The 16,391-nt window shown below is 60.3% G+C and carries 13 protein-coding genes and 2 tRNA genes; 3 read left to right on the top strand and 12 right to left on the bottom strand.

Annotated elements, in window-relative coordinates:
• Nucleotides 1–62: 62 nt before the first annotated feature.
• Entirely contained in the window at nucleotides 63–989 is a 927-nt protein-coding gene (gene miaA / locus MNODULE_RS05120) for a tRNA (adenosine(37)-N6)-dimethylallyltransferase MiaA (protein ID WP_168058375.1), read from the bottom strand.
• A 526-nt stretch (nucleotides 990–1,515) separates the two neighbouring features.
• On the opposite strand from miaA, the gene MNODULE_RS05115 reads away from it, so the two are divergent.
• The 3 genes from MNODULE_RS05115 to MNODULE_RS05105 are packed head-to-tail and all read left to right on the top strand — an operon-like array spanning nucleotide 1,516 to nucleotide 7,066.
• On the top strand, nucleotides 1,516–4,107 hold the full coding sequence (locus MNODULE_RS05115) for a glycosyltransferase (protein ID WP_202882115.1): 2,592 nt from the start codon (nucleotides 1,516–1,518) through the stop codon (nucleotides 4,105–4,107).
• Complete coding sequence (locus MNODULE_RS05110; RefSeq protein WP_168058374.1) at nucleotides 4,104–5,909, top strand: ABC transporter ATP-binding protein; 1,806 nt, start codon at nucleotides 4,104–4,106, stop codon at nucleotides 5,907–5,909. Before MNODULE_RS05115 ends, MNODULE_RS05110 begins: the two co-directional genes overlap by 4 nt.
• Complete coding sequence (locus tag MNODULE_RS05105) at nucleotides 5,906–7,066, top strand: glycosyltransferase (RefSeq protein ID WP_168058373.1); 1,161 nt, start codon at nucleotides 5,906–5,908, stop codon at nucleotides 7,064–7,066. Before MNODULE_RS05110 ends, MNODULE_RS05105 begins: the two co-directional genes overlap by 4 nt.
• 37 nt (nucleotides 7,067–7,103) lie before the next feature.
• Here the strand turns inward: MNODULE_RS05105 and mutL are convergent, their stop codons facing one another.
• From mutL to MNODULE_RS05050, 11 genes are all read right to left on the bottom strand, one after another.
• Entirely contained in the window at nucleotides 7,104–8,978 is a 1,875-nt protein-coding gene (mutL, locus tag MNODULE_RS05100) for a DNA mismatch repair endonuclease MutL (RefSeq protein WP_168058372.1), read from the bottom strand.
• A 25-nt stretch (nucleotides 8,979–9,003) separates the two neighbouring features.
• Nucleotides 9,004–9,852, bottom strand: a complete 849-nt coding sequence (gene ybgF, locus MNODULE_RS05095; RefSeq protein ID WP_168058371.1) for a tol-pal system protein YbgF — start codon at nucleotides 9,850–9,852, stop codon at nucleotides 9,004–9,006.
• Nucleotides 9,853–9,872: 20 nt separating this feature from the next.
• On the bottom strand, nucleotides 9,873–10,448 hold the full coding sequence (gene pal, locus MNODULE_RS05090) for a peptidoglycan-associated lipoprotein Pal (RefSeq protein WP_168058370.1): 576 nt from the start codon (nucleotides 10,446–10,448) through the stop codon (nucleotides 9,873–9,875).
• Between the two features lie 175 nt (nucleotides 10,449–10,623).
• Complete coding sequence (locus MNODULE_RS05085; RefSeq protein ID WP_168058369.1) at nucleotides 10,624–11,472, bottom strand: hypothetical protein; 849 nt, start codon at nucleotides 11,470–11,472, stop codon at nucleotides 10,624–10,626.
• Between the two features lie 44 nt (nucleotides 11,473–11,516).
• Complete coding sequence (gene pal / locus MNODULE_RS05080; protein WP_168058368.1) at nucleotides 11,517–12,119, bottom strand: peptidoglycan-associated lipoprotein Pal; 603 nt, start codon at nucleotides 12,117–12,119, stop codon at nucleotides 11,517–11,519.
• A gap of 99 nt (nucleotides 12,120–12,218) precedes the next feature.
• Nucleotides 12,219–13,517, bottom strand: coding sequence for a Tol-Pal system beta propeller repeat protein TolB (tolB, locus tag MNODULE_RS05075; RefSeq protein ID WP_168058367.1), 1,299 nt, complete (start codon nucleotides 13,515–13,517; stop codon nucleotides 12,219–12,221).
• A 2-nt stretch (nucleotides 13,518–13,519) separates the two neighbouring features.
• On the bottom strand, nucleotides 13,520–14,461 hold the full coding sequence (locus MNODULE_RS05070; RefSeq protein ID WP_168058366.1) for an energy transducer TonB: 942 nt from the start codon (nucleotides 14,459–14,461) through the stop codon (nucleotides 13,520–13,522).
• Nucleotides 14,462–14,712: 251 nt separating this feature from the next.
• A complete protein-coding gene (locus MNODULE_RS05065; protein WP_238339214.1) occupies nucleotides 14,713–15,138 on the bottom strand; it encodes an ExbD/TolR family protein in 426 nt (141 codons plus the stop codon).
• A gap of 126 nt (nucleotides 15,139–15,264) precedes the next feature.
• On the bottom strand, nucleotides 15,265–15,993 hold the full coding sequence (gene tolQ / locus MNODULE_RS25015) for a protein TolQ (protein WP_168058365.1): 729 nt from the start codon (nucleotides 15,991–15,993) through the stop codon (nucleotides 15,265–15,267).
• 101 nt (nucleotides 15,994–16,094) lie between these two features.
• Nucleotides 16,095–16,171, bottom strand: a tRNA-Asp gene (locus MNODULE_RS05055).
• Nucleotides 16,172–16,259: 88 nt separating this feature from the next.
• Nucleotides 16,260–16,335: transfer RNA gene (locus MNODULE_RS05050), tRNA-Val, on the bottom strand.
• Between the last annotated feature and the right edge of the window lie 56 nt (nucleotides 16,336–16,391).

The raw sequence follows: 16,391 nt of genomic DNA, 5'->3' as shown, positions 1-16,391 counted from the left end.
ACCTCGCTTCTCCGCCATCTTTTTCCCCACAACTAATCTGCTACGGCCAAAATTGAACAGGATTATAGCATACTCTTCAAATACTTCAAGCGCAGAATCCGGTCGGCGGCCTCTTCCGGCGCTTCCTCCGGGCGAAGATCGATCCACTCGATCTTCGGGTCGGCCCGAAACCAGGTCATCTGCCGTTTCGCGTAGTGACGGGTATCACGTTTTAGCGTCGCGATCGCCTCTTCCCGCGTCTGCTCGCCCCGAATGTACCGGGCCATCTGCTTGTATCCCAATCCCCGCATGGAAGGAAGCTCCGGCGAAAAACCGGCCGAGAGAAGGCCCGCCGTCTCGTCGATCAGCCCCTTTGCAATTTGCGCCTCAACCCGTTGTTCAATCCGCTGATAGAGGTCTTCGCGGTCGCGCCGCAATCCCACCAGAAAGTAGTCCCCCTTCGGGGGCTCGGCGAACCGGTGGGCCGCATGGACCTCGGAAATCGGACGGCCGACCCGTTCATAGACCTCCAGGGCCCGAACCAGCTTCGGGAGATCGCGCGGATGGATCCGCTCCGCCGCCGCGGGATCGACCTCGGCCAGCCGCCGGTGAAGGGCCCCTTCGCCTCTCTCGCTCTCTTCTTGAAGCAGCCGCCGCCGGAGATCCCAATCGGCGGGCGGTCCCTCCCACAATCCATACAAGAGGGTTTTGATATAAAGGCCGGTCCCCCCTTCGATAAAGATCGGCTTTCCTCCCCGGGAAAGCGCGGCGATCTTCTCTTCGGCCAGCATCTTGAACTTCCCGGCCGAGAAGGAACCGTCGGGAGGGACGAGATCGATCAGGTGACGCGGCACCCGCGCCCGCGACTCGGGCGACGGTTTATCGGTCCCGATATCCATCCCCCGGTAGATCTGGCGGGAGTCGGCCACCAGGATGTCGGTCTCCAGCGCCAGCGCCAGCCGCTCGGCAACGGCGCTCTTGCCGACGGCGGTCGGGCCGACGAGAATCAACCAAAGATCTTTCTTTTCCTCACTTGAAGCTGGAATCGATCTCCCCTCCTTGACACAGCTTGGACGCAAAGCCTACCATAGTGATAAACGATTGCATCGCGTGCAGAGGGAGGCGATGCGGCGAACGGACTGAAGTGTCGGCCGGCGTCGCCCCTTTATACCATCTTCGCTCTATGGAGGCCAGCCTCTTTCCCGTAAACCATCTGTAGAAAGGATGTTATGGTCCATTTCCCTCTTAACTTCCCGGCCTCTCCCGTTTTTATACCGATCTGCGCCACCCCCGCCACCGGCCCCTCCGGCCGAAATCATCCCAATGAAGAGGTCCTCTTGTGATGCAGATCACCTGACCCCTTGCAGACCGTCGTTCACCCCCGCGTCCCGTTTACCGGTGATTCAACATCATCGGCACGATGACTTCCGCATCGAGCGATGCGTCATCACTTCAAACCGGCGCCGGCGGAGTGTACGCCTACATGTTGAGCCTAAATGCAGAACCCTAGCTGAATAGAGAGAAGGGAAGCAGAAGATGATGCCTGAGATCAAGACCTTTCACCCCCCGAAAACCGGCGCCCAGATCGCTCACCGGATCGTTCCGGCCGATTCCCGGTTTCAGCGGCCGACGATCAAAGGAAAATTCCTTTATGTCGGAGACGAGAAGTGGTCTCTGCGCGGCGTGACCTACGGCACCTTCCGCCCACAGGGGCCGCGGCAAGAAGAGTACTCTCCCGATCGGGCCGAGGCCGATTTCGCCCTCATGGCTGCGAACGGGATCAATGCGGTCCGGACCTATACGGTTCCTCCCCGCTGGCTTCTCGATTCGGCGCTGCGGCATGGCCTGCGGGTGATGGTCGGCCTCCCCTGGGAACAACATGTCGCCTTCCTCGATGAGTTCGACCGGCCCACGCAGATCGAAAAACGTCTCCGTTCCGGTGTGGCCGGCTGCGCAGGGCATCCGGCGCTCCTTTGTTATTCCATCGGCAATGAGATCCCGGCGCCGATCGTCCGCTGGCATGGCCCCGCCCGGGTGGAGCGTTATCTGGAGCGGCTCTACCTCGCGGCCAGGGAGGAAGATCCCGGGGCGCTGGTCACCTATGTCAACTATCCCACGACCGAATATCTTCAGCTCCCGTTTCTCGATCTGGTCTGCTTCAATGTCTACCTCGAATCACAGACCGCTCTCGATGCCTATCTGGCCCGCCTCCAGAATATCGCGGGGGAGCGGCCGCTGATCATGGCCGAGATCGGCCTCGACAGCCGCCGCAACGGGGAGGAAAATCAGGCGCGGACCCTCGACTGGCAGATCCGGACCACCTTTGCCGCCGGCTGCGCCGGCGCCTTCATCTTCTCCTGGACCGATGAGTGGCACCGCGGCGGATATGAAATCGAAGATTGGGATTTCGGCCTGACCACCCGGGAGAGAAAGCCGAAGCAAGCTTTGGCCGCCGTCGGAAAGGCCTTCGCGGAGATCCCCTTCCCGCCCGATCTCCCCTGGCCGATGATCTCCGTAGTCGTCTGCAGCTATAACGGCGCCGGAACGATCCGCGATTGCTTCGAAGGGCTCCTACGCCTCGACTATCCGAGCTTCGAAGTGATCGTCGTCGATGACGGCTCCACCGACGAAACGGCCGCCATTACAAAAGAGTTCGGCTTCCAGTTGATCCGGACGGAAAACCGCGGCTTGGCAAGCGCCCGGAACACCGGCCTCGCGGCGGCACAGGGGGAGATCGTCGCCTATATCGATGACGACGCCTACCCCGATCCCCATTGGCTCACCTACCTCGCCTCTACCTTTATGCGGACAACCCATGTCGGGGTGGGGGGACCGAATCTCCCCCCGCCGGGGGATGGACCGATCGCCGAATGCGTCGCCAACGCGCCGGGCGGCCCGGTGCATGTCCTTCTCTCCGATCAGGAGGCGGAGCATATTCCGGGGTGCAACATGGCGTTTCGGAAATCGGCCCTGCTGGAAGTCGGCGGCTGCGATCCCCAATTTCGCGCCGCGGGAGATGACGTCGATCTCTGCTGGCGGCTGCAGCAGCGGGGGGGGACCCTCGGCTTCAGCCCCGCGGCGATGGTCTGGCATCATCGCCGCAACTCCGTGGTTCGTTATTGGAAACAGCAACAGGGGTACGGCAAGGCGGAGGCGCTCCTTGCGCGAAAGTGGCCGGAAAAATATAACGCCGCCGGTCATCTGACCTGGGCCGGACGCCTCTACGGAAGGGGCTGGACCGCGCCGCTCGGCCGATGGCGCGCCCGGATCTACCACGGCACCTGGGGAAGCGCCCCGTTCCAATCGCTGTATGAGCCCCACCCCACCACCCTGGCGTCGCTTCCGCTGATGCCGGAGTGGTTCTTCCTGATCTTTTTCTTGGGCGGGCTCTCTTTGCTGAGTCCCCTCTGGAGCCCGCTTCGGGCGGCCATTCCCCTCTTTCTTCTGGCGGTCGGCATCCCGATCCTCCAGGCCTGGTTGAGCGCCGGGCGGGCGCTCTTTCACGGCGCCCCTCGTGGCGCAACCCGGCTCAAACTGCGGACGATCACCGCCTCGCTTCATCTGATGCAGCCGCTGGCGCGTCTGATCGGCCGGCTGCGCCACGGCCTCTCCCCCTGGCGGCGTCCGGACGACGGGGGCAGCCAAGTCGGTAAAGAGGCCGGGGGTCGAGACGGGTGGCTCCTCCCTTTTCGCCGGAAGGCGGTCTCCTGGAGTGAAACCTGGAAATCGGCCGAATCGCGACTCGGCGCCCTGGAGGCGGCCTTGAAAGAAAGCGGCGCGACACCCCATCTTAGATGCGGCGGGGACTTCGATCGGTGGGACCTGGAGCTGCGGGGGGGGCTTCTGGGGACCGCCCGGCTGCAAATGGTGATCGAAGAGCATGGCGGGGGAAGACAGCTCGTTCGTTACCGTCTCCAACCCGGAATCCGATCGGAAGGGGGAATTCTCCTGATCCTGGCGCTCCTCCTCTCCGCCGCCGCGGCGGGAGACGGGGCCTGGATCCCCGCGGGCCTCTTCGGCGCAGCGACCCTTTTCCTCTTCTGGCGGACGATCCGGGAATGGGGCCGGGGGCTCTCGGCCTTTCTCGCCGCCATCGAGCGAACCGAGGAGGAGCGCTGTAGCAGATGAGACGGCTCCGATCGACCGATCTGAAGCTTTATGGAAGAATTCTCGGTCAGGCCCGCCCGGCTTGGCCCCTTCTCGTCTTGATTCTCATCGTCGAACTCCTCGCCTCTCCCCTCTTTCTTCTGACCCCCTTTCCGCTGAAGATCGCCGTCGACAATGTCATCGGCGGGGCCCCGCTTCCCCGGTTTATCGACCTCCTTCTCCCCGATTGGTCCTCCGCGACGCCGCTGCGCCTCCTCGGGACCGTCGCCGTCCTGCAAATCGTCATCGTCCTTCTCGGCCAAGCGCAGGAGCTGGCGACCTATTTTTTAAAGACCTATACCGGCGAAGCGCTCACCCTCCGCCTCCGATCGGCCCTCTTTCGCCATGCCCAGCGCCTCTCGCTCGCCTTCCATGATGCGAAGGGAACCGCCGATTCAATTTACCGAATCCAATACGACGCCCCCTCGATCCAGTGGGTCACGATTCATGGCGCCATCCCGCTCCTCACTTCGATCGTCACCTTGGTTTCGATGATCCTCATTACCGCCCAAATCGACCGATCGCTGGCGCTCATCGCCCTGGCCGTCTCCCCTTTTCTCTTTCTCCTCTCCCTGGAATACAATCGCCGAATGCGCGCCGACTATCACGAGGTCCGAGGGCTGGAGAGCAACGCTTTGAAGGTCATTCAAGAGGTCCTCACCGCCGTCCGGGTCGTGAAGGCCTTCGGGCAGGAGGCGCGGGAAGAGGGACGCTTCTCGAAAGAATCGGGGGCCGGAATGAGGGCGCGGCTTCGGCTCACCTTGGCGGAAGGGCTCTTTGGACTGGTGATCAACTTGGTCATCGCGGCGGGAACCGCGGCGGTCCTCTTTATCGGCGCCCGGCATGTGTTGTCGGGGCGGCTGACGCTGGGGGAGCTGTTGATCGTGATCACCTATCTGACGCAACTCTACGGCCCGCTGCGGTCGATCATCCGGCAGGCGGCGACGGTCCAATCGTCGCTCGCCGGCGCGCAGCGCGCCTTTGAGTTGATCGATGAGCTTCCCGAGGTGACCGAGCGCCCCGACGCCCGCCCCCTCCGCCGGGCCGGCGGAGCGGTGGCCTTCCGCGAGGTCTCCTTCGCGTACGATCCGGACCATCCGATCCTGCAAAAGATCTCCTTTGCCATCGAACCGGGGATGCGGGTCGGGGTGGTCGGCAAAACCGGCGCCGGCAAGACGACCTTGATCAGCCTGCTGATGCGATTCTACGATCCGACCGAGGGAGAAATCGCGCTCGACGGCGTCGATCTGCGCGACTATCGATTGGCCGACCTGCGCAGCCAGTTCGCGATCGTGCTGCAGGAGCCGGTCCTCTTCTCGACCCGCATCGCGGAGAACATCGCCTATGCTCGTCCCGACGCCGGACGGGAAGAGATCGTCGCCGCCGCCCAAGCGGCCCATGCCGACGACTTCATCACCCGCCTCCCCGAGGGGTACGACACCCTGGTCGGCGAGCGGGGGATGCGTCTTTCGGGAGGGGAGCGGCAGCGGATCTCGCTCGCCCGCGCTTTTCTGAAAAATGCGCCGCTGCTGATCTTGGATGAGCCGACCAGCTCCGTCGACACCGAGACGGAGGCCGAGATCATGGAGGCGATGGGGCGCCTGATGCAGGGACGGACCACTTTCTTGATTTCGCACCGGCCGAGCACCCTGCGGCATTGCGATCTGCTCCTCGTGATCGAACGGGGACGGTTGGTTTATCTCCATTCCGATCCCGCCGAGTATGTCGCCGCGGCGTCGCGTTTCGGCGAGCCGAAGATCCCCCTGAAAGAGGAAATGCCGTGAGGAAACAGCGTCTCATCGTGGTCGGAACGCTGGCCAACAATCCCTATGCCGGCATGGCCTGGATGCACATGCAGATCGCGGTCGGCCTGCGCCGCCTGGGCCACGAAGTCTACTATTTCGAGACGACCTCGCAGTGGCCGTATGATCCGCTCCGTCAAATGCACGTGAACGATTCCGACTACGCGGCCCCGTACCTGACGCGGGTGGCGGAGGCGTTTGGGATGAAGGGGCGGTGGGCCTATCGCCGCAGCTACTCGGACAAAGGGTGGCTCGGGATGGCGCGGGCCGAGGCGGAGACCCTTTTGGCCGAAGCCGACGCCGTGCTGAATGTGGCGGGGGCGACGAAGTTCGCGGAAGAGGGGCTGAAGGTCGGCCGGCTCGTCTATTTCGGAACCGATCCGGTCGGCGATGAAATTGCGGTCTCTCATGGAGAGAGAAAATGGCTTTTGGAAGAACACGACGACTTCGTCACCTACGGCGAGAAGATCGGAGATCCCGACTGCCCGATCCCGCCCCTCCCACGGCTTCGCGCCCGGACCCGCCAGCCGGTCCTTCTCGACCTCTGGGAAGGGGCCCCTCCCCCCGGCGAGGCGTATACTACGGTGGCGAACTGGCGGCAGCGGGGCGAAATCGAATTTTGCGGCGAGGTCTACTACTGGAGCAAAGACCGCGAATTCCTGAAGTTCATCGACCTTCCCCGCCGGATCGCCCCGCCGGTCGAAATCGCGCTCGGCCTCGCCGGTCTCGACGCCGAGAGCCGCTCGCTCCTTGAAACAAAAGGATGGCGGCTGGCCGACGCGCACGCGTTCACCCTCGATCCCTGGCGCTATCGGGACTACCTCTGGGCTTCCCGGGGGGAGTTTACCGTCGCCAAGGACCAGAACGTCCGGCTTCGGAGCGGCTGGTTCAGCGAGCGGAGCGCCTGTTATCTCGCCGCCGGCCGTCCGGTGATCACGCAAGACACCGGCTTCGGAGACCGCCTCCCGACCGGGGAGGGGCTCTTCGCCTTCAACACCCTCGAGGAGATCGTCGCCGCGGTGGAGGCGATCGAATCGGACTATCCGCGGCACGCCCGCGCGGCGCGTGAAATCGCGAAAGAGTATTTCAGCGCGGAGCGCGTTTTGGAAGCGCTTCTCCGGGCACTGGGGCTGTCATGAGGGGATGATTTTCATCCGCGGCAGACACCGAGGCAGGTTATTTTCTTCGGAAGAGTTTTTCCAGTTCTAACAGGGGATATCGGAGGAGAATCGGCCGGCCGTGCGGACAGGTCGGCGGGGTCTTCATCTCGAAATAATCTTTCAGGAGCGCCTCGATCTCCGGCGGGGTCAGCGGCTGGTTCGCCCGGATCGCGCCGTGGCAGGCCATCGAAGCGATGACGTTCAAAATCGGCTGCTCCGCCTTCGAAGAGACCTCCGTCTGCGCCAGATCGTCCGTCAAATCGTGGAGGAACGATTCGAGACGGATCTTCGAGATCAACGCCGGCACCTCGCGGACCAGGAAGGTCGTCTCCCCGAAATGCTCGATCCCCCACCCGAAAAGGGCCAGATCTTTCAAATAATCCCTCAAGAGACCCGCCTTCGTGACGGGGAGATCGATCTGCTGCGGAACAAGCAGCGGCTGCACGGCGCTGAACGGGCCGGCATCGCCTTTTCCTTCGATCGAAGGATGCTGCAGCGCGCGCCATCGCTCGAGGAAACGCTCGTAGAGAATCCGCTCGTGCGCCGTGTGCTGATCGATCAAGGCAAACTCCCCCTCGATCTCCGCCAGGAGAAAGGTTCCATAGATCTGCCCCAGAGGGCGAATCAGAGGGGATGGGGAATGAGAGGGAGGGAATGCGGAGTGAAAACCGATCTGCTCTTGATTCCGTATCTGTTCTGTCTGAATGATTCCCTTTTCAGCCGACCAGTACGCTGCCCCGGCTTCTGCGGCCCGCTCGGGCCATCCGACCCATCGCAATTGCGGCTGCTTCGTACGATCCAACGGATTCGGCTGGATCGGGATCAGCCGCTCGAGCGGCACCGCCACCGGCAGTTCATCCATCCCGGCGAAGGAAAGGGTCGTCCGGATGACGCGGCGGACCGCCTCATGGACCGGATCGGACTGCTGGAAGCGGACCTCCCGCTTCATCGGATGGACATTGACATCGACCGCCGCCGGATCGATCGAAAGAAAGAGGATGAAGAACGGATGCTCTCCCTTCATCAAATAGCTTCCATAGGCGTCATAAACGGCATGGGAGAGAAGGGGGCTTCGGACCGGACGTTGATTGACGAAGAGATATTGATCCTTTCGGTGGTTCCCCCGAAGCGGCGGGCGGGAGAAAAAAGTATCGACGTAGAGCCCCTTCTCCTCCCCCTCCTCCAGAGACTTTCCGGTGGAGAGATGGCCCTCCCCATGGGCCTCCATCAGCCGCACGAAAACTTCTTCTCCGAAGAGCTGGAGAATTCGGTCTTTCAGATCGGAGACGGCGGGAGCGTCGAGAAGGATCTTCTTCCCGTGGGTGAGTCGAAAATGGATCATCGGGTGAGAAAGCGCCAGGTGGAAGAGGACATCGCTGGCATGGCTCAGCTCGGTCTGCGCCGACTTCAGGAACTTCTTTCGCGCGGGGGTGTTGTAGAAAAGATCGGTCACCTCGAAGAGCGATCCCTTCGGCGCACCGACCGCTTTGACCCCCAACACCTGCCCCCCTTCCAAAAGGACTTCGGTCCCTTCGGTCTCCGCCGCGGCTTGGGTGATCAGCCGAATTTTTGCGACCGACGCGATGCTCGGCAAAGCCTCCCCCCGAAATCCGAGGGTCGCGATGGTGGAGAGATCGGCCTCTTCCGCCACCTTGCTCGTCGCGTGCCGCTGGAAGGCGAGGAGCGCATCTTCGCGCGCCATCCCCTCCCCGTCGTCTTGCACCGCAATCCGGCGGATCCCCCCCTCCAAAAGGGAGACGAAAATCCGGCGGCTGCCGGCGTCGATGGCATTCTCAACCAGCTCCTTCACGACGGAGGCGGGCCGCTCGACGACTTCGCCGGCGGCGATTTTGTTGGCTAAGCCTTCTGGAAGGATATTAATTTTCGGCAAAACATGCTCCTGAATCGATTGCGGATTACCGGAGGCTGGCGAGCTTGTCCTTGGCGAGGTTCGATTCGTTGGAATTGGGAAAATTCTCGATGACCTTTTTCAAGAAGAGCCTCCCTTTGATCCGGTCGCCCATTTCCAGGTAAGCGAACCCTTCCTTCAAAAGGGCGTTCGGCGCCTTCTCGCTCTTCGGATAATCTCGAAGAACCAGCTCGAATTGCTCGATCGCTTTGTTGTACGACCGTTTATTGTAGTAACTCTCGCCGGTCCAATAAATCGCCTGCGGAATCAGCCCCGAGCCGGGATATTGTCGGACGAAATTCTGGAACCCCATAATGGCGATGTCGTAATTCCCCCTGAGATAGTCGTTATAGGCAAGATTATACGCTTCAGTCGGCGTCAGAGAGGCGCCACTCGATTTCGGATCGATCGTCCTTCCCGGCAGAATCGTTTTTCCCTCGTTGGGATCGGGGGCCTTGACCGGGGCCCCCTTCTCCAACGCCTGGACCCGCGCCTCCAAGGCATCGAGCCGGCTCAACAACTCTTCCGTTCGGAACGATTGGTCCTCCATCCGCTTCGACAGGGAGGAGAGGAGATGATTCCCCTCGTCCACCCGGCCGGTCAGCATCTGCAGGTCGGTCCCCAAACCGTCCATCCGGACAACCATCTCCGCCGGGAGTTTCGAACCGGAGGCGGGGGTGCCGGGGGTCAGCGCCCCCTTTTCAAGCCGCTCGAGCCGGCCTTGAAGCTCTCGATTATGCCTTCGCATCGTATCGACATCACTTTCCATCTCGACCATGCTCGACTGAAGCGCGCACCCCGTCAGGGAGATGAATAAAACCATCCCCCCCAAAATACCGTTTCGAAGAGAATCCAAGCGTCTCCTCCGTGACATGTTTATGGCGTCAACACAAAATGGGCCCGGCGATTCTCTTTGTAGCAGTTCTCGCTCGGCTCTTTGCAGAACGGCCGCTCTTCGCCGAAGCTGATCGTGTTGATCCGGTTCTTATCGACGCCGAGCGCGGTCAAGAAGCGCTTCACCGCTTGGGCCCGCCGCTCCCCGAGCGCCAGATTGTACTCCTCGGTCCCCCGCTCATCGGCGTGTCCCTCGATTCGAATCTTCACCCTTTCGGTCATCAGACGCTGGGCGTTCTTTTGCAGATTCATCTTCGATTCTTCCTTCAAGATCGCCTGGTCGTATTCAAAGAAAACATCGAGCAGCTCGCCGGCCTCCTCAGCCGCGGACGCCGCCATCGGATCACCCGCTCCGTCCTGCATCGCCATGGAATCGCTCTGAACCCGCTCTTCCCGAATTCCTTCCTCCGTCACCCCTCCCGAAGGAAGGCTTGAAGAGGCATTCTCCTCGCTCAATGCCGCCGTGCCCGACGTGGGGGTGACTTTTTTCCCGCATCCTGCTTGCGCCAACAGCAGACCGACTCCAACCAACACCCAAAAACCTGATCTCATTTTCATTAAAGGACCCTCCTATGACAAACTGATGACCGATTGTGTTGCGACCCGAACTCTTTTTGTCTCCTTGATGTTACCCGGACGGGTTCGCGCGATCGCGCATCCTTCCGATCGCCCCGTCGTCCAACGGCCCTCCCTATCGAACAAGGATCAGCCGAAAACCCCCGATTAAAACCATTTACTCATGCCAGGCGGCGTTGACCGTTTCACCGGCTTCTCCGGGACTCGCTCCGGGCGGCGTCTCTTCCTGAACCGACGATTTCTTTCCCTTCGGCGCCAGCTTCGACTCCAGCGCCTGGAGCCGTTTGGTTGTTTTGTTCAACAGTTTTTCCTGTTCATCGACCTTGGCCGTGATCTTCTCGCCAAGCATGTTCAGCGCGCTGGAGAGATCGGCCAAGCTTTTACCCAGCTGCTCGACGTCTCCATCCCGGCTCACCCGCTGGATTTGCCGGCCCAACTCGTCGAGCTGCGCCGCCTGGGCGGTGAGGGAGGAGGGGATCTCCTGCGCCAGTCGGCCGATCTGCCCCGTCATCTCTTCGAGCCGTTTCTCCTGATCTTCGGAATGCTTCTGAAAAACGGCATGGACCTTCTTCATCTCTTCGATCTGCGCCTGGAGGTTTTTTTGAAAGCCCTCCCACTTTTTTTCCTGCTCGTTCAAGCGGAAGGCGGCGTTGTCGACCTGCTGGAGGAGGTCGGCGCGCCGGCGCTCCTCCCGCTCCAGCCGCCCCTGAACCATTCGAAGCTGAATGTCGCTCTCATCAAAACGGACATCCATATCGGCCCGTCGTTTTTGAATGTCGGCGACGGCCTTTCGGCTCTCCTCCCGGGTCTGCTTTAACTCGGCCTGAAGCTTCGCCACCTGCGCTTGCACTTCCTTCATTTGACCGTCGAGTTGGAGAACCAGCGCTTCCGTCTCCTGTTTGCTGCGAAGCTCGCGATTCTCCTCGGCGACATCGACCATTCGGAGAGAATATCCGCATCCCTGAAGCAAGATCATTCCCGCCAGCAAAAATACGGAATAACGCATCACATTCCTCCTCCCGTTCACGACGGCTCCATAGATCAATCGATTTATCGCGGGGCGATTACAAAATGGGCCCGGCGGTTCCGCTCATAACAACTCTCCGACCGTTCGCTGCAGAAGGGTTTTTCCTCGCCGTAGCTGATCGAAGAGAGCCGGGAGGGGCTGACCCCCAGATTAACCAGAAAGTTCATCACCGACTTGGCCCGCCGCTCACCGAGGGCCAGGTTGTACTCTTCGGTCCCCCGCTCATCGGCATGTCCTTCGATCTGAATCTTCGCCTCCGGATGGGCCGCCAGCCATTCGGCATCGGCCTCCAAAAGATTTCTCGACTCCGGCCCGATCACCCACTGATCAAATTCGAAGAAGACATCCCGAAGCGAGGCGACCCCCTCTCCTCCTTCGGCCCCGCCGGACGGCGTCTCCTCCGGCATCGGCGCCTCTTTTGCCAGCGGGTCGAGCCGCTCTTCCGTCGGAGGGGGAGGAAGCGACCGGGCGTCCGATCCCGGCTCCCCCTGATCTCCCGTTCCTGACCGCTCCCTCGAAAGCCCGGCCGACCCTTCGGTCGAGGGGACCTTTTTAGGACACCCGATCAACACAACCGATGAGAATAAGATAACCAGCGCTGCAAAGGTTGAGAGACTTCTTCTCATTTATTTTCCTCCGTGAACGATTTCGAATGCGTTCGAAGCAGAGAATGCGGGGTCGAAATCCCCTCAATTCCGCATTCCTCGTTCCGAACGCTTCTTTACTTACCTTGGCGACCAGGCCGGGGCGGTGTTGCTCGCCCCGTTCGAGGTCAGGCGGATCAATCCGGTTCCGTCCGCATGGATCGTGTAGATCTGATTTTTCCCGGTTCGATTCGATGTAAAGGTCAAATCTCTCCCATTGAGGGCCCAGGAGGGAGATTCATCATCCCATGATCCGCTTTCGGTCAGCCGCATCGATTGCTGACCGTCGACGCTGTCGATACAAATCTTCAGCCATCTCTCTTCGTTCCGGCAGGCGTAAGCGATCCAATCCCCTTTCGGTGACCACGACGCAGAAGTATTGTAGTTCCCGTTGAACGTCAGGCGGCGGGCGTTCGATCCGTCGGCATCCATCACATACACTTGAGGGGTTCCCCCCCGGTCGGAGGTAAATGCGATCTGCCTTCCGGTCGGAGACCAGGAGGGAGAGAGGTCATCCGCCGTATTGAAGGTGATCCGTTTTAATTCGGTGCCGTCCGGCCGCATGGTGTAAATTTCCGCATTGCCGTCTTTCGTCGTCGCGAAGGCGACCCGGTCCCCCTTCGGCGACCAGGCGGCCGAGATATTGAGCCCCGGGAAGGAAACCATCCGCTGCCGCCGCCCGGTTCCGAGGTCAAGAAAGTAGATATCGGGATTCCCCTCCCGGTAAGAAGTGTAGGCGATCTGCCCGGCATCGGACGACCAGCGGGGAGAGATAACGATGTTTCGATCGGCGGTGATCCGCATTTCATTGGCGCCGTCGTAATCCATCAAATAGACCTCTTTCTTGCCGGTGATATCCGAAATGTAGGCGATCTTTGTCTGAGCGATCCCCGGTTCCCCCGTGAAGTGGGAGACGAGTTTATCCGCGAAGCGATGGGCCATCATCCGGACCGATTTCCGATCGCCGATCATTCGCACCGCGACCACCTGCTCCCCCTTGGCGGTCTCATAGGCGTAACTCTCCAGGGCCCAATCGTCCCCTTTGGGGATCAATTTGGCCCAGGCCAAGACCTGCACGCCCGCTTTCCCGGCATCCGCGATGAGGGTCGCTTCCGGCGCGCCGGTCTTTCCTGTGGCGGAAGCCACCTTGCTTCGCTCGACGATCGTGAAGAATTGCGATCGCTCCAGATCGGCCCGAAGGACGGTCTCGGCCAGCAAGACCTGCTCGGCGCTCGAACCCTCCCCCTGAAACGGAACGATCATCAAAGGAATTTTCTCGTAGCCGGAGCGGGTCGTCCCGATGAAGACATCGGCCGCATCGCTTCCCCCCGCCGCCGCAAAAAATCCTAAAAGAAGTAAAACGAAAATCCTGACCCGCACGCCTATGATCCCCTCTGGAGGGTGAAACTGAAATGGACCTTCAACGGGTCCTCCGAAAGCCCCTCTGGAAGCGGCGGGAGCGGATTCGAATTCTTGACCGCCCGCATGGCGGCCAGATCAAATTGGATGTTGCCGGAGCTCTTTTCGATTTCAACCGATTCGATCGACCCCCTCCGGGTGACGTTGAACTGGACAATCGCGTCGACGATCTGTTCATCGAGGAGGACCGGCGGCGGGGACCATTGCCCGCTGATTTTGTTCTCGAGGCTTTTGAGGTAATAAGGATATTTAAATAAGGATGTATTGAGCGAGGCGCTTCCGCTCGCAACGAGCGACGGATTGCTCGCCTCCTGGCTCGGCGCGCCGCCCGGCCCGGAAGTGGACGGCGCGGCGGGATGCGCCGGCGAGGAGATCTCTTCCGGAGGCGCCGTCGGGTTTGTTTCCGCGGGAGCGGGGGTAGCCATGGGTCGTTTCACCGTTTGTGCCGGCGCCGGAAGGGCCGGATCGTTTTTCGGTTTTTGAACCGTCGGCATTTTAATTGATCCTGCTTTTTTTTTCCACCAGTCTTGCAATCGCTCCGGATCTTCTTTGACCGGGGGAACCCCCTTTGAAGAAAGCGGCTTTGATGCGACCACCGGCGGGGTTGGGGGCGGAGAAGGAGGCCGTGAAACAGGGGTCGCCGGCGCCGGCGCGCGCGGCGCGGGAGCGACAGACGGCATCGACGGCGCGGGCGACGGGGAAACCAACGTCACCTGATAGCTCTGGAATGCCGAGGGGGAGAATCCCAAAAAAGATCGCCCATACAATGCAAAGGAAAAAAACGCGACATGAAGGACCAAAGAGAGGACCATCATTTTGGAAAGACCCTCCGCGCGGCGAAGGATCGCCCCATTCCCGGAGATCCAGTCCGAATTCCAACGGACGGCTGACATCGATCCACCCATTCAATCCCCTGAAAAACAGCCGATGCGGTCGCAACGTCGATCACCGGGAACACCTGCGGGACGATGACGCTGCTTCAAATTGATCGCGAACGGCGAATCGGGGGATGCGCCCCCGATTCCGCTCGTTCACCCGCCCTTAAAAGGGAGGTGATCTTAGGTTCTGGCGGAGAAGGCCTTTGTCCTTGCGCGCCGTGCGCTTTTCATCACACTGGCACAATGGATAAAAGCGCGCGATGGGGCCTCACATGAGTCTAACGGGAAGGAGAATCTTGCTGAAGCGGTTCCGTCACAATACCGAGCTTGTCGATTCCGGCGCGTTTGATCAAATCCATCACTTGGACAACTGTACCATAGGGAACCTCCCGATCGGCACGAAGATAGATCGACACCTCCGGAGAGTTCCCTTTCAGCGCCTGAAGCCTTCCCTCCAAACGGGCCAATCCGACTTCTTCCTTATCTAAATAAATGGCTTGGTTCTTTTCGATCGTCAGAACTTTTCGCTCTTCCGGCTTGATCGTGTTCGTCGCCGCCTGCGGCAGCTTGATGTCCATCCCTCGGTAAAGGAGCGGGGCGGCCACCATAAAGATGATGAGCAAGACGAGAACGACATCGACCAGGGGGATAATATTGATCTCGGCCAGCAATCTTCTCTGGCGGCCTGTCGACGAAGACATCATCGGTATTCTCTCTGGTATTCTCTCTTGCGCATTCTTTTATAGAAGGGCACCCGGCTCAGCCGCTTGCCGTATTCCGCTTCCCGTTGAAGGATCCTCTTCTTCACGGTTTCGAGATTCGGAAGGAAACTATCTCACCTTCCGGCTGCTCTGCAGGCTAAACAGCTTCTCTTCCACCAGGGAGGTGATCTCCGCCGCAAAGACTTCCAACTGAACTTCCATTTTTTGGATTTTATTTATGAAGATATTATAAGCCATCACCGCCGGAATCGCCACAAAAAGGCCGGCCGCCGTGGCGACGAGCGCCTCGGAAATGCCCGGGGCGACCGACGCAATGTTGGCGTTCCCCTGCCGGCCGATCTCCTGAAAGGCGTTAATGATCCCCCAGACGGTTCCGAACAGTCCGACGAAGGGGGCGGTGTTCCCGACGGTTGCGAGAAAATGAAGGTAGCGTTCTTGATGGGCCATTTCGTCTTGCACACCGCTCCTCAGGGTGCGCTGAAGGCTGGTCAAGAGCATCGGGCGGTTTCCATCGATGGCGGGGGGAGCATTTTCCCCGTCCTTCTCAAGGTAGGGGCGCATTTTGTCGATCGCCGCCTGATAGATCATCACCATCGGACCCTCATTCCGTTGGAGGGCCTTCTGTTGGATCTCAAGCAGGTCGTCGATTTTCGAGAAGAGGACTAAAAATCGCCGGTTCTCGGCGTCGGCTTTTCGAAGGGTCATCCACTTGTACAGGATAATCGCCCAGGTTACGATCGAAGCGATAAGGAGGAGAAGAAGGACAATCTTTGCGACAATACCTGCGGAAAGAACCAGATCAAAAATAGAAACTTGTGAACCTGCGCTCAGAGGCAAAACAGTGGGTTCTCCCTTCGATAAGCGCGCCCACCTTCGGGATGGGCGGAAAGAATTTCAATCATGATGGGGAGGCCTGCCGCTTTTCCATAACAGCGAGGTGGCGGGGCCGACGAGGATCGAACTCGCGACTTCCGGCGTGACAGGCCGGCGTTCTAACCAGCTGAACTACGGCCCCCCAGGACCTTTCCAAATTTTGATGGAGCGACGCCTGAACCGGTTTTTTATTGCGTCTCAACGATCAATCCCGACCTCCCCACCCGAAGTGGTAGGCGGAACAGGGATTGAACCTGTGACCTTCGGCTTGTAAGGCCGACGCTCTGCCAACTGAGCTATCCGCCCGACGTTCGCCCTGAAAAACAAGCGCAACGTGCTTGTTATTCGAGCAATGTTTTTGT

The organism is Candidatus Manganitrophus noduliformans, assembly GCF_012184425.1.
Lineage (GTDB): Bacteria > Nitrospirota > Nitrospiria > SBBL01 > Manganitrophaceae > Manganitrophus > Manganitrophus noduliformans.
The sequence above is the reverse complement of the archived record's forward strand: the minus strand, read 5'-3'. Positions and strand labels throughout refer to the sequence as shown.